Source organism: Salsuginibacillus kocurii DSM 18087 (assembly GCF_000377705.1).
Classification (GTDB): domain Bacteria; phylum Bacillota; class Bacilli; order Bacillales; family Marinococcaceae; genus Salsuginibacillus; species Salsuginibacillus kocurii.
Window position 1 is genome coordinate 338,964 of sequence record NZ_KB898623.1, and the last position, 14,816, is coordinate 353,779.

Sequence of the window (14,816 nt, forward strand, 5' to 3'; positions counted from 1 at the left end):
TTCAAACGATGATTGTTTTTTTGAAAAAAAGACATTATGATAAGAAAAGCATAAAATGCTTTATAAAAACGTCTATGATCAATGCATTTACGCTATGGTTAATATGAACTTGTCTTATTTCGTCACATTATAATAATTCTTAACTATTATAACATGCAAGCGATCATCTACCAAAAATGAAATGTGAACAGATTCTGAAAAGGTTACATATGTACGCCCACACCTGCTTGCCCAGCCGTTCAATAAAGGAGGATTTCGTGTGAAACGAAAAGGCTTATTTCCCGGATTACTGCTTATTGGTTCTGGTTTGTTTTTCTTACTACAAACATGGAATGCTCCATTTGCTGATTACTTTTTAAGATGGCCTTCCATTTTTATTCTTATTGGGGCAGCATTTATTATTCAAGGGCTAAAAAAGAAACAAGCTGAAAGCCTGCTGCCTGGCTTTATCTTTTTAAGTTATGGGCTCCATTTCCTTTTAGTGGAAATGGAGTTTTGGCCAGCTCATCCTGGTATGTATTGGCTGTTACTTGGATTTAGTTTTTTGCTTACATATATTGTTTCTAAAAAAGAAGGTCTTGGCCCGGGTATATTTTTATTACTTGTGGGGATCGCTCTATTTTTTGGTGAAGAAGTGATAGAGCTATTTGGTGCTTACTCTCAATATATTGAGCAGTTTTGGCCACTTGTATTTATACTTGGCGGTCTTTATTTTCTATTTGTGTATAAAAAATGAGGTAAGAGGAAGCAGCCTTCCTCTTACTTTTTCATTTCCGAAGCTCCCCATTGCTTTAAGGCCTTCCAGGCAGCATCCTTTCCTTCTCCGCTTTCTGTGGAGAAGAGAATTAATTCATCCTCCGCAGCCAGTTGCAATGTTTCTTTTACTTGCTTCACGTGACGAGGGCGTTTCGTTTTAGGTACTTTATCTGCTTTTGTTGCTACGACAAGGACTGGCAACTCATGGTGCTTTAACCATTCATACATTTGTTGGTCATCTTCAGTCGGCTTATGCCTCACATCCACCAGTAAAACAATTCCTTGTAATTGGTCACGTTCTTGCAAGTAGGTTTCAATCATACGGCCCCAGGCAGCTCGTTCTGTTTTGGACACTTTTGCATAGCCATATCCAGGAACATCGACAAAATAAAAGGCATCATTAATATTGAAAAAATTCAGCAGCCGTGTTTTTCCTGGTTTGGAAGAGGTATACGCCAAGTTTTTACGGTTTAATAACTTATTGATAAAAGAAGATTTCCCTACGTTTGAACGGCCGGCCAGTGCAATTTCAGGCCACTGACCATCAGGATACTGTTCAGGGCCTGGTGCACTGATATAAAGTTCAGCTTTTTGAATTTTCATTTGATTCTCCTAATGCAATATCTAATACTTCATCTAAATGAGAGACGAACAAATAAGTTAAGCCTTCACGTACACTCTCTGGGACGTCTTCTAAATCTTTTTCATTCTCCTTAGGAAGAATAATGGTTTTTAAGCCTGATCGATGAGCACTCATCGATTTTTCTTTCACGCCGCCAATCGGCAGCACTCGACCTCTTAATGTAATCTCTCCTGTCATCCCTACTTCTTTTTTAACCGGACGGTTTGTTAATGCAGATATAAGAGCGGTTGCCATCGTAATACCGGCTGAAGGCCCGTCTTTTGGAGTGGCTCCTTCAGGAACATGAATATGAATATCATGGTTTTCGTGAAAGTTTGGGTCGATTTTTAGTTCTTCTGACCGCGAGCGAATATACGTAAAAGCAGCTTTCGCTGATTCTTTCATAACATCTCCCAATTTACCGGTTAACGTAAGCTCCCCATCACCTTTTGTTAATAACACTTCGATAGCTAAAGTGTCTCCGCCTCCCGAAGTATAGGCAAGCCCTGTAGCTGTGCCAATTTGGTCTTCTACTTCTGCTTGTCCGTAACGATATTTTGGTTTTCCAAGCATGTCTTCTAATGTATTCGGGGTGACAACCACGCGCTTTTTCTCATTTGAAACGATCTGTTTAACTGCTTTGCGGCAAACCGTCCCTAATTGACGTTCCAACGTTCGCACGCCCGCTTCACGTGTATAATAGCGAATCGTTTTTAACAACGCATCTTCCTGCAGCCGCAGCTGTCCTTTTGTTAAGCCATGTTCCTGTAACTGTCTAGGTAAAAGATAGTTTTTTGCAATTTCTACCTTCTCGACTTCGGTGTAGCCGGCAATCGAAATAATTTCCATCCGGTCAAGCAGCGGTTCTGGGATAGCCCCTACATTATTAGCCGTAGTGACAAACATAACTTTGGATAAATCATAGGCTTCTTCAATATAGTGGTCACTAAAGGAATGATTCTGTTCTGGGTCTAATACTTCAAGCATGGCTGAAGACGGATCTCCCCGAAAGTCGCTTGCCATTTTATCAATTTCATCCAATAAGAAGACAGGGTTCACGGTTCCGGCACTGTGCATCCCTTGAATGATACGGCCCGGCATCGCCCCGACATAGGTGCGTCGATGTCCTCTAATCTCTGCATCATCACGAACACCACCTAATGAAGCACGGACAAATTCCCGCTCTAGTGCACGGGCAATCGACCGGGCTAGCGATGTTTTTCCAACCCCGGGGGGACCAGCCAAGCAGAGAATAGGGCCTTTAATTTCTTGGGTCATTTCTTGGACTGCCAAATATTCCAATACCCTCTCTTTGACCATATCCAGCCCGTAATGATCTTCATTGAGGATTGTTTCAGCATTCGTGATGTCCAAGCGGTCTGCTGTTTCAGAATGCCATGGCAAGGTCACAAGCCAATCAATGTAATTACGAATTACTGAACTTTCTGCAGAGCTGGCCGGTACTTTTTCATAGCGTCCCAGTTCTTTTTCAGCTTTTGCTTTGACGGCTTCCGGCATCCCGGCTTCTTCAATTTTTTCTTTCAGTTCATCAACTTCTCCGGTTTTTCCTTCTTTTTCTCCGAGCTCTTTTTGAATTGCTTTCATTTGCTCTCGCAAATAATACTCTTTTTGTGTTTGTTCCATGGATTTCTTTACGCGCTGGCCAATTTTCTTTTCCAGTCCCAGTACTTCTTTTTCATTATTTAAAATATCAAGCAAGGCTTCCAACCGTTCAGTCACATCAACCAGATTAAGAAGTGATTGTTTTTGTGAAACTTTGATCGGCAAATGAGAGGCAACAATATCAGCCATGCGGCCAGGTTCCTGAATATCTTGAACAGAAGAAAGTGTTTCACTTGATACCTTTTTCGAAAGCTTGGTAAATTGTTCAAACTGTTCGAGCACCGTCCGCATTAAAGCCTGTTGATTTGCATCTGCTGTCTCTGTTTCTTCAGGGAGCGTGCTCACATCAACTTCTAAGTATTCACCCTGGTCTCTAAATGCCTCAATTCGCGTCCGGTTCAACCCTTCAACTAATACGCGGATTGTACCATTAGGCAGTCGTAACATTTGTTTAATATAAACTAATGTACCCATATGATAAATATCATCTTCGCTCGGCTCATCTACTGATAAGTCCGTTTGACTTGTAAGTACAATTTCTTTTTTGTCCACCATTACTTTTTCTAATGCTTGTACTGACTTATCCCGGCCCACATCCAAATGTAAAACCATGGTCGGATAAACGAGCAAGCCTCGTAAAGGCAACAAAGGAATCGTCTGTTTTTTTTGTTTTGCCATGCTACCCCTCCAGTGAAGCATGTGTGGCTTCCCACACGCCATTGTACATTCTGTTAACACTATTACTATTATTAATAAGCTCTGTTTAGGACGTTGGTGATAAAGGTCTGGGACCCCCTGCAGGTCGTTCGCCTGAGGAAGATCATAGGTCACCCACGTAAGGCAGGTCATTAAAAAGAATATCAACCTACTCTTTATCAAAACTTTTTTAATACCTATATAGAATAGTTCTTTGGCTCTATCCTTTTAGATATGTAACTCCTGCTGACTGCCTTAAAACTATTATACTAAACGTGTTTCATTTTATCCTATGCCCAAACGTTTGTCTAATACATAAATAACGGAACGTGCTAATTAAATGACAAAGCACACTTGCAAATCGCATAAAGACTGTTGCCGACAGACCTACAGCTCCAGAGACTGGTGAGCCATCACTAGGGATTATCCTACAGACACTCACAGCTCACACGTAAAAAAAAGCCACGGTGGAACTATGAGGACTCCCCCTTAACAGAGCCTCATCCTTAGAAACAAGCTGCCTGCGCTACACTTTTAGTATACCCACTGCCTCTGTATTTAACTCCTGCAGCCAGCTGATATGTATAAAGCTTTAGTTGTGAAAAACGTCTCGAACATGTTGTTCGAGACGTTTTCAAGTTATGCACTTTCTCTTGGTTTGTCACTTAGTTTAACTTCTTTTCCTTCTTCGTCTTGAAGGATTGGTGAGCCGTCGTCAGTGACACATTCATCTGTAATAATGCATTTAACAATTTCTTCTTTAGAAGGCAGGTCATACATAACATCGAGCATAATACCTTCAATAATCGAGCGGAGACCACGGGCTCCAGTGTTTCGTTCAATTGCCTTTAGTGCAATTTGGCGAAGAGCTTCATCCGTAAACTCCAGCTCTACCTCATCAATTTCAAGCAACTTTTCGTATTGCTTGACTAAAGCATTTTTAGGTTGAGTCAAAATTTCCACCAATGCCTCTTCATCTAATGGCTTCAAGCTTGAGATAACTGGCAAACGCCCAATAAACTCAGGAATTAATCCATAGCGAAGTAAATCCTCTGGCAAAATGTTGCTTAGATATTCACTATCATCCATCTCTGCATTTTCAGACTCTGAGCCAAACCCAATTACCTTACGTCCGAGACGACGTTTAACGATTTGGTCAATGCCATCAAACGCTCCCCCTACAATAAACAGAACATTTGAGGTATCAATTTGAATAAATTCTTGGTGTGGATGCTTACGCCCTCCCTGCGGCGGAACGCTAGCTGTCGTACCTTCTAAAATCTTAAGCAAAGCCTGCTGAACACCTTCACCAGAAACGTCTCTTGTAATGGATGGATTCTCAGACTTCCGGGCCACCTTATCAATTTCATCAATATAGACAATGCCCTTTTCCGCCTTCTCAACGTCATAATCAGCAGCCTGGATCAATTTTAATAAAATGTTCTCTACGTCTTCACCTACGTAGCCGGCTTCTGTTAATGAGGTTGCATCAGCAATTGCAAACGGGACATTTAAAATACGAGCGAGCGTTTGGGCCATCAGCGTTTTACCGCTACCTGTAGGTCCAATCATACAAATGTTACTTTTTGATAACTCTACTTCTTCGTCTGAACTCTTATTCTGTCCAGCATTCACTCGCTTATAGTGGTTATATACGGCGACAGACAGCGATTTTTTTGCACTTTCCTGCCCAATCACATAGTCATCAAGAATTTCATTGATTTCTTGAGGCTTTGGAACTTCCTCTAACTCTGTTTCTTCTTCAGTACCAAGTTCCTCTTCCACAATTTCTGTGCAAAGCTCTATACACTCATCACATATATAAACACCTGGACCAGCAACCAGTTTTCTTACCTGATCCTGTGTTTTTCCGCAAAAGGAACATTTCAACTGCCCCTTTTCATCACTAAATTTCAACATGAGCGTTCACCCCTAACACGTTTATTGTACCTTTAGTACGGCTTAGCATACAAGCAATTCGATCAAACGGTTATCAGTTGCTTTATTAAGCACTCTGCTTTTTACCTTTGTATCTAGTGCAAGCTTATGCTTTACTTTTACGTTACGACTCAGAAAAACATGCGTACCATTCCACTTCTCTTTGGAAGTGTATGTATTGTATCACACTTTTACAGCAAGTAGAAAAAAATGGTTTCTAGCCAACTGGGACGGTGTCATACATTATTCTTACACTTTGTCCTTTATTTTACGTTGCATCTTGTTAAAATGTAAAAAGGTACGTGATTTAACTAAAGGTAACGTATAAGCTTGTCATCAGATTTCCCTAATTAGGTGATCTGCAAACAACACTTTTATGATTAATATTTAAAAATAGCTTCCCTTATTCTTCATAATAATATGTATTTGAAGCTAGTCATTACTCTTTTTCCTCGTCAATAAAATAAAAAAGTGAGACAGATAAAAAACTAAGCCGGCGAAATTAAGTAGTGTAAAACAAGGCACGGCTTAATGCGTGCCTTGTTTGTTTATTAGATTATTCGTTCGCCGCTTCTTGCTTTTCTACTTCTTTGCTATTTTCTACAAGAAGGTCAATTGCTTTTTGGATTTTAAGATCACCTTTTAAGGTTTCTTCTCCACCTTGCATAGCTAGCAGGTTACGAATTTCTTCTTTATCGCGCTGGTACATTTCAGCCATTTTTTCAAGTTCAGCATCTACATCTTCGTCTGTTGCTTCAACTTCTTCTGTTTCAGCAATTGCTTCTAAGACGAGATTCATCTGTACACGCTTTTCAGCTTCAGGCTTAAACTGTTCCTTCATTCCTTCTTCGTCTGTTCCTGCCATTTGGTAATACATATTCATATCCATGCCTTGGGCTTGCAGACGCTGCCCAAACTCTTGGATCATTCGTTCAGACTCAGAGGAAACCATCGCGTCTGGAATATCAACCGTTGCATTTTCTGCAGCTTTTTCTACAAGGGTGTCTTTTACATGATGGTCTTTTTCGTGTTCTTTATCATGAACAAGCTTGTCCTTCAATTTACTGCGAAGTTCGTCGAGTGTGTCTACTTCTTCGTCAACGTCTTTTGCAAACTCATCGTCGAGTTCTGGCAATTCTTTACGCTTAACTTCATGAAGTTTCACTTTGAAGGTTGCATCCTGACCAGCAAGCTCTTCAGCATGATATTCTTCCGGGAATGTAACTTCCACATCTTTCTCTTCACCAGCTTTTGTACCAACAAGCTGTTCTTCAAAACCAGGGATAAATTGACCTGAACCGATTTCAAGGGAATAGTTCTCTGCTTTTCCACCTTCAAATGCTTCACCATTTACGAAGCCTTCGAAGTCAAATACAGCTGTATCGCCTTCTTGCACTTCTCCCTCTTCTACTACCACAAGGTCAGCGTGGTTTTCCTGCTGCTTTTGCAACTCTTCTTCTACTTCTTCATCAGCAACTGTAGTATCGAACTCTTCAACTTCAAGTCCTTTATACTCACCTAACTCAACTTCAGGTTTTACAGTAACTGTTGCTTTAAAAACGACACCTTTTCCTTGTTCAATTTCCTCTATGTCAATTTCTGGCTGGTCAACTGGATTAATGTCAGCTTCTTGAACAGCATTGGAATAAGCTTCTGGTAAAACAATGTCGACAGCATCCTGGTAAAGCGACTCGATACCGAAACGCTGTTCGAATAATTTACGAGGTACTTTCCCTTTCCGAAAACCAGGTACATTTACTTTTCCTCGTACTTTTTGAAAGGCTTGCTCTAGAGCCTCGTCAAGTTTCTCTGAGTCAACCGTAACGGTGAGGACTCCTTCATTGCCTTCTTTCTTTTCCCATTGTGCAGTCATTTATACGTTCCCTCCAAGTTTCATAGGTTATTAACGGGTTTCAATCTTTACAACCATTACATTATAACATACACGATTTGCTTTTCAATCAGCGGATTTTAACCCAAGCTTGACAACTGTTACTTTCGTAAAGGTTAAAATGGAAAACCAGTTTCATCAAGTGAAGTGACCATTTCTAAACATTCTTCCGTTTCCTTTTCTTCGGTTTGATGATAGCGACATAAATCATCAAAGCACGGCATCTGTCCTAAATACATTTTTGCTTCATAGTGAAGAGCCGCTCCCCAAGCTTCGACGGAATAGGCAGGAGGCTCAAATGGATAAGCGTCCAACACCACCTGCTGCCATATTTGTTTGGCTGCATCCAATAAACTCGGATCCATTTGTCCGAGTTGATCATTTAAATAGGAAGAAACACGTTTCACCGCCGGTATTTCTTCCATCGCAGGCAAATGACCGGGAGATTCTTCTGTTTTCTTTTCACCCTTTTGAATTGTGACCTTTTGGGTGATATTCCAATCCTTTAGCAAGAATAAAATAAAGGATTTCAATACTGAATTGATGTCGAGGTCAACCAACATATCTTTTAATCGTTGAATTACTGCTTCAGAGTGATAATCTTTTAGCATTGACAAAGCTTGAAACTGACGAGGGAGATCTCCAGTCTCCAGTTGATGCATAATTTCTTCAGGGAAAACAATATCTCCTTCTGGAGGAGGAGAATTTTTCTCCAAATGATACCCCTGGTCTTCCTCCTCAGCCATCGTTCTTGCCAAATGAAGTAATTCAAAAAAATGTTCGGCTAAATGAGGTGGAAATTGACTCTCTGATTGAACGGCTTCAAGCGTTTGAACTACCCCATGATAATCGCCAAGTTGGGTAAGCAAGGTAATGTACATTTGTAAAACTTCAAAGTAATCGCCTCGCCCTTCATGAAGAAGTTGCTCAGCCCATTCTTTTCCTTCATATAGACGGCCGATTTGCGTGTAAGCAACTAATAGGCCTGTTGCCGCAGGTTCATTGTCTGGAGCTCGATTAAGGGCAAGTTTAAACTTTTCAATACTTTCTTCATACTTGTTTTGTTTTAAAGCATCTAGCCCTTGTTCGATTAGCTGTTTAACAGCACCAGGAAAGGGAACAACATTATCTCTGTGATTATCTTCACTTGTCATTTGATTCACCCTCTTTCCTGTGTGCAAATTGTATGTATGATTGTTTAAGTTTAGCAAGTGAAGGTTTAAAGTACAATCCTTAACTCCATATGGACCAAATAATGGTACTCTTTTCCTTTTATATGCTGGTTAAAAGTAATGCTCCTTTAGCCTGCTACCAGCCGTATAATCTATTTATTAACCTTTTATACATTCTTTATTCCGTATAAAAAGGCCGCCTATGACTGATAGGCGACCTTTCAACACCTCTCCAGCACTCACTGCCTGGTGAACTCTTACAAGGTTGGAGCACAAGGTTGGATTTTAGAAAGGTATAGTGCCAACTTATGCTTGCACTTCTTTCTCATACGATTCAATTTCATTTTCATATTGTAGTGTTAAACTAATTTCATCCCAACCATTAAGCAGCATACCTTTTAAATAAGGATCAATTTCAAAGCTGGTTTCAAACCCACCGTCATCAGTAATTTTCTGATTTTCAAGGTCTACTGTAAGTTCATATATTGCGTCACGACCTTTCTCCATCAGTGCATACACTTCATCTTCAGGCAGACGAATTGGCAAAATCCCATTTTTAAAGCAATTGTTATAAAAGATATCAGCAAAGCTAGGAGCAATGACCACACGAAAACCGTAATCATTCAGAGCCCATGGCGCGTGTTCTCTTGATGAACCACAACCAAAATTGTGATCTGCTATTAAAATGGAGGCATCTTTTGCATGGGGCTGGTTCAATTCAAAATTTTCATTATCTGAACCATCTGCATTAAAGCGCCAATCGAAGAAAAGAAATTGCCCAAATCCTGTACGTTCTACCCGTTTTAAAAACTGCTTTGGGATGATTTGGTCCGTATCGATATTAACACGGGGAAGAACGCCTGTATTTCCTTTTAACGTAACTAGTGGTTCCATATCTATTCAACCTTTCTCATCATAGCTTTCTTGAACTCAATTACGAAACAGGGGATCTTTCTAAATCACGAACATCAGCAAACTTGCCGTTCACCGCAGCCGCAGCTGCCATTGCTGGGCTTACGAGATGCGTCCGTGCCCCTTTTCCTTGGCGTCCTTCAAAGTTTCTATTAGATGTAGAAGCACAGCGTTCGCCTTCAGGAACAAAATCAGGGTTCATACTTAAACACATACTGCAGCCTGCTTCTCTCCAATCGAATCCTGCTGCCCGAAATATATCATCCAAGCCTTCTTGTTCAGCCATTTTCTTCACGCTCATAGAACCTGGAACGACCATGGCCCGCACACCATCAGCTACTTTTTGACCCTTAGCCACAGCAGCGGCTTCACGTAAGTCACTAATTCGAGAGTTTGTGCATGAACCTATAAATACATGTTCCACTTCGATGTCAGTAATTTTCGTTCCTGGTTCTAATCCCATATACTCTAGTGATTGTTCAATCGCTTTTCTCTCTGGTCCGGACATGGCATCTTCCGGTGATGGGACTTGACCGTGTACCGATACGCCTTGTGCTGGATTAGTGCCCCAAGTAACCATGGGCTCAATTTCTGCTGCATCAATTTCCACAACTGAATCATACGTAGCATCTTTGTCCGTAGCAAAGGACATCCATTCACTTACTTTTTCCTCAAAGGCTTCTCCCTCTGGAACATTACGGCGGCCTTTCAAATAATCAACAGTGACTTGGTCAGGGCTTATTAAACCAGCTCTGGCTCCTGCTTCAATAGACATGTTACATATTGTCATACGCTCTTCCATCGTTAGTCCTTTGATTGCTTCGCCTGTATATTCCATAACATGCCCGGTACCAAAATCAACGCCAAATTTTGAAATGATGGCAAGGATAATATCTTTGGCTGTAATGCCTTCAGCCAAACGACCATTCACTCGCACTTCCATTGTTTTCGGTCGTGACTGCCAAAGGGACTGCGTGGCAAGCACATGTTCTACTTCACTTGTGCCAATTCCAAAAGCCAAAGCGCCGAAAGCACCGTGGGTTGAAGTGTGGCTGTCACCACACACAATGGTTTTTCCTGGCTGAGTAAGGCCAAGCTCTGGACCAATGACATGCACAATTCCGTTATTAGGGCTATTAATATCTGCTATTTCAACACCAAATTCTTCACAGTTTGTAGATAGAGTTTCCATTTGCTTTTTAGCCACTAAATCAGTAATTGATTCACGATTTTTAGTAGGCACATTATGGTCCATGGTAGCGAAAGTTAGATCTGGCCGACGAACCTTCCGCCCTGCTAAGCGTAATCCTTCAAACGCCTGCGGCGATGTAACTTCATGTACCATATGCAAATCAATATACATTAAATCCGGTCGGTCTGCTTCTGATTTGACGGTATGATGATCCCAGATTTTCTCAATTATTGTTTTAGGCTTCATTGTTACTCCCCCAACTTATATACTAAGTTCCTTCCCTTGACCTGTTAGCTCTTAGCAGCAGCTGTTTGAAGCGCCTTAACTACTTCAGCTGTCATTTCGTCTGTGCTCAGGATTTTCTCTCCTGGCTTTGCAATGTCACCAGTACGAAAGCCATTCGAAAGCACTTGTTGAATCGCCTCATCAATCGCCGTTGCTTCTGCAATCATCCCAAATGAATATTTCAACATCATACCCGCAGATGCAATCGTTGCAAGTGGATTGGCTTTACCTTCGCCTGCTATATCTGGTGCTGATCCGTGTACCGGTTCGTATAGTCCTGGGCTGTCACTTCCAATACTAGCCGATGGCAGCATACCCAGTGAGCCAGTTAATACAGAGGCTTCATCACTTAAAATATCTCCAAACATATTTTCGGTGACCACTACGTCAAATTGCTTAGGATCACGGATTAGTTGCATAGCAGCATTGTCCACTAACATGTGTTCTAACGTAACATCGGGATAATCTTCGCTTACTTCGTCTGCAATTTCGCGCCAAAGTCTGCTCGATTCTAAGACATTAGCTTTATCTACCGATGTAACATGTTTTTTACGGACTTTTGCAAGATCAAACGCCCGCCTCACAATCCGTTCAATTTCAGAACGCTTATAAGAGAGCGTATCAACCACAGCTTCTTCTCCACCTTCTTCACGACGCTCTTTCGGTTCTCCAAAATATAAGCCACCGGTTAATTCACGGACAATCATAAGGTCTACCCCGTTAATGACTTCTTCTTTTAAGGAAGAAGAAGTGTTCAAACTTTCGTGTCCAGCAACCGGCCTAAGGTTCGCAAACAGCTCAAGCTGTTTGCGAATACCTAACAATCCTGCTTCTGGTCGCAAATGGCCAGGATTTTCATCCCATTTTGGTCCTCCAACTGCACCAAGCAGCACACCGTCACTCTCTCGGCATGTTTCGACTGTTTTATCAGGCAGCGGTACGCCTTCCCGGTCAAGAGCAATACCGCCGATATCAGCATATTCATACGTGAATGTATGGCCGAATTGTTCAGCAACTTCATCCAAAATGTTTGTCGTTGCTTCGACCACTTCTGGACCGATCCCGTCTCCTGGCAGAACAGTAATTTTCTTTTCCATGACTACGTTCATCCTCTCGTCTCAAGTCCAAATCATTACACGTTAGCTTTTTCTGTTTTCCCAGCTTGATTTGGCTTTCGGGCTAAAATTCGATTCACTGCATTAATATAAGCTTTTGCTGAAGATTCTAGCACATCGTGCGCTGTACCTCTTCCAGATGATTCTTCACCTTGAAATTCTACAGTCACAAATACTTCTGCCAGTGCGTCTTCCCCTCCACTTATCGATTGAATACGGTAATCCTTTAAGACAATTGCTTCGCCAACGATTCGCTCGATCGTATTATAAACAGCTTCCACACTGCCAGAGCCAGTTGCAGCCTCCTCAATTGGCTCGCCTTCAGGGTCAGTCATAGTAATGGTAGCTGTCGGGATATACGTAGTACCGTAGTTCACTTGAAGCGCCTGCATTTCATAGTACGTATGGGTTGAGTCGATTTTTTCTTCGGTCATCAACGCGAAAATATCTTCATCTGTTACTTCTTTTTTCTTATCAGCTAACGATTTGAAGGCTTTAAATACTTTTGTCACTTCTTCGGCGGTGGATTCATAGCCTAGCTCTTTTAATTTCTCTGAAAAGGCATGACGCCCGGAATGTTTTCCAAGAACCATTCGATTTGAGCTTACCCCCACGAGTTCTGGGGTAATGATTTCATACGTTGATTTTTCTTTCAGCATGCCATCTTGATGAATGCCTGACTCATGAGCAAAGGCGTTGTCACCAACCACAGCTTTGTTGTTTGGTACTTGCATTCCCGTGACACGGCTGACCAGAGCACTCGTTCGTTTGATTTCATTCAAGGTAAGATTGGTATTGGCTTTATAAAAATCACTGCGAGTATGAAGAGCAACAGCAATCTCCTCCAATGAAGCATTGCCTGCCCGCTCTCCTATGCCGTTAATCGCGCACTCTACTTGGTCAGCTCCGCCTTCAATCGCTGCTAACGAGTTGGCAACTGCCATACCGAGATCATCGTGGCAGTGAGCTGATAGATTGGCATGCTCAACATTTCGAATGTTCTCTTTTAGATAACGGAAGATATGCTGTATTTCCGCTGGGGTAATATAACCCACAGTATCAGGTAAATTAACAACTTCTGCCCCTGCATCAATGACTGCTTCACTAATACGGACAAGAAAGTCAAGGTCAGAGCGACAGGCATCCTCAGCAGAGAACTGAACTTTAGGGAATCGTTCTTTCGCATATTTCACCGAGTCTACCGCTGTTTCAACAACCTGGTCTTCAGTCATATTGAGCTTATGCTTCATATGGACTGGAGAAGTAGCGAGAAAAACATGTAAGCGCGGTTCTGCACCGGCTTTTAACGCCTCCCACGACGCATCGATATCCTTTTTTAAAGATCGGGAGAGACCAGTAACGGAGCTGTCTTTTACTAACTCAGCAATACGCTTCACCGCTTGAAAATCGCCTTCTGAAGTAGCAGGGAACCCAGCCTCGATAATGTCTACACCGAGGCGTTCTAATTGGGTTCCAATTTCTACTTTTTCTTCAAAATTTAAAGTTACACCAGGCGACTGCTCTCCATCTCTAAGCGTCGTGTCAAAGACGTTAATTTTTCGCACTGCCGACCACTCCTTTAGCATTCGCTTTATTAAATGGCATCATTTCTCGAAGCTTGCGTCCCACTTCCTCAATTTGATGCGTATTTTCCTTTGCGTTAGTTGCATTAAATTCAGGGCGATTTGCCTGATTTTCTAAAATCCAGCCTTTAGCAAAGCGACCGGTTTGAATATCTTCTAAAATATCTTCCATTGCTGCTTTTGTTTCGTCTGTAATCACGCGCGGTCCTGCCTGGAAGTCTCCCCACTGTGCAGTGTCAGAGATGGAATAACGCATGCCTTCCAATCCGCCTTCATACATCAGGTCAACGATCAACTTTAATTCGTGCAAACATTCAAAGTAAGCGACTTCTGGCTGATAGCCTGCTTCTACAAGCGTTTCAAAACCGGCTTTTACTAGAGCAGAAGTTCCTCCGCAAAGTACAGCCTGCTCACCAAATAGATCTGTTTCCGTTTCTTCTTGAAATGTAGTTTCAATAATACCAGCGCGGCCCGCTCCGTTTTGTTTTGAATAAGCTAGCGCGATATCCCGAGCTTGACCGGAAGCATCTTGATAAACTGCGAACAGACCCGGCACACCTGCTCCATCTTCATATGTTCTGCGCACAATATGACCAGGGCCTTTCGGTGCTGCCATAAATACATCTACGTTTGCAGGTGGTACAATTTGGCTGAAGTGGATATTGAATCCGTGTGCAAAAGCAAGTGCTTTGCCTGCAGTTAGTTCAGGTTTAATTTCATTTTCATAAACACCTGGCTGAAGCTCATCTGGAAGCAAAATCATGATAATGTCTGCTTTTGCTGTTGCTTCTGAAACTTGAAGAACTTCAAAACCGTCTTCTTCAGCTTTTTCCCAAGACTTTCCTTTTCTAAGGCCAACTACTACGTGTACACCACTATCGCGCAAATTTTTAGCGTGCGCATGCCCTTGGGAACCATACCCTACTACTGCTACTGTCTTGTTTTGTAATACTGCCTCATTTACGTCACCATTGTAATAAACTGTTGCCATTATGAACCTCTCCTTTTTCATAGTAAAATATATTTTTTAT

The 14,816-nt window shown here is 41.8% G+C and carries 11 protein-coding genes; 1 reads left to right on the plus strand and 10 read right to left on the minus strand.

The window, feature by feature from the left end:
* Positions 1-259: 259 nt before the first annotated feature.
* On the plus strand, positions 260-736 hold the full coding sequence (locus D469_RS0101735) for a LiaI-LiaF-like domain-containing protein (protein WP_018921634.1): 477 nt from the start codon (positions 260-262) through the stop codon (positions 734-736).
* Between the two features lie 23 nt (positions 737-759).
* Here the strand turns inward: D469_RS0101735 and yihA are convergent, their stop codons facing one another.
* The 10 genes from yihA to ilvC form a co-directional block, all read right to left on the minus strand.
* Complete coding sequence (gene yihA, locus D469_RS0101740; protein ID WP_018921635.1) at positions 760-1,359, minus strand: ribosome biogenesis GTP-binding protein YihA/YsxC; 600 nt, start codon at positions 1,357-1,359, stop codon at positions 760-762.
* Entirely contained in the window at positions 1,340-3,679 is a 2,340-nt protein-coding gene (gene lon / locus D469_RS0101745; protein WP_018921636.1) for an endopeptidase La, read from the minus strand. The genes yihA and lon overlap by 20 nt, the downstream gene beginning before the upstream one ends.
* Positions 3,680-4,336: 657 nt before the next feature.
* Positions 4,337-5,617, minus strand: a complete 1,281-nt coding sequence (gene clpX / locus D469_RS0101750) for an ATP-dependent protease ATP-binding subunit ClpX (protein ID WP_018921637.1) — start codon at positions 5,615-5,617, stop codon at positions 4,337-4,339.
* A gap of 574 nt (positions 5,618-6,191) precedes the next feature.
* Positions 6,192-7,508 (minus strand): trigger factor, encoded by a 1,317-nt coding sequence (gene tig / locus D469_RS0101755; protein ID WP_018921638.1) that lies wholly within the window; start codon positions 7,506-7,508, stop codon positions 6,192-6,194.
* 134 nt (positions 7,509-7,642) lie between these two features.
* Complete coding sequence (locus D469_RS0101760; RefSeq protein WP_018921639.1) at positions 7,643-8,680, minus strand: tetratricopeptide repeat protein; 1,038 nt, start codon at positions 8,678-8,680, stop codon at positions 7,643-7,645.
* 324 nt (positions 8,681-9,004) lie between these two features.
* Positions 9,005-9,592, minus strand: coding sequence for a 3-isopropylmalate dehydratase small subunit (leuD, locus tag D469_RS0101765; RefSeq protein ID WP_018921640.1), 588 nt, complete (start codon positions 9,590-9,592; stop codon positions 9,005-9,007).
* Positions 9,593-9,632: 40 nt separating this feature from the next.
* Entirely contained in the window at positions 9,633-11,048 is a 1,416-nt protein-coding gene (leuC, locus tag D469_RS0101770; protein ID WP_018921641.1) for a 3-isopropylmalate dehydratase large subunit, read from the minus strand.
* 44 nt (positions 11,049-11,092) lie between these two features.
* Positions 11,093-12,184, minus strand: a complete 1,092-nt coding sequence (gene leuB / locus D469_RS0101775; protein WP_018921642.1) for a 3-isopropylmalate dehydrogenase — start codon at positions 12,182-12,184, stop codon at positions 11,093-11,095.
* Positions 12,185-12,219: 35 nt separating this feature from the next.
* Positions 12,220-13,767, minus strand: coding sequence for a 2-isopropylmalate synthase (locus D469_RS0101780; protein WP_018921643.1), 1,548 nt, complete (start codon positions 13,765-13,767; stop codon positions 12,220-12,222).
* Entirely contained in the window at positions 13,754-14,776 is a 1,023-nt protein-coding gene (ilvC, locus tag D469_RS0101785) for a ketol-acid reductoisomerase (RefSeq protein ID WP_018921644.1), read from the minus strand. The genes D469_RS0101780 and ilvC overlap by 14 nt, the downstream gene beginning before the upstream one ends.
* Between the last annotated feature and the right edge of the window lie 40 nt (positions 14,777-14,816).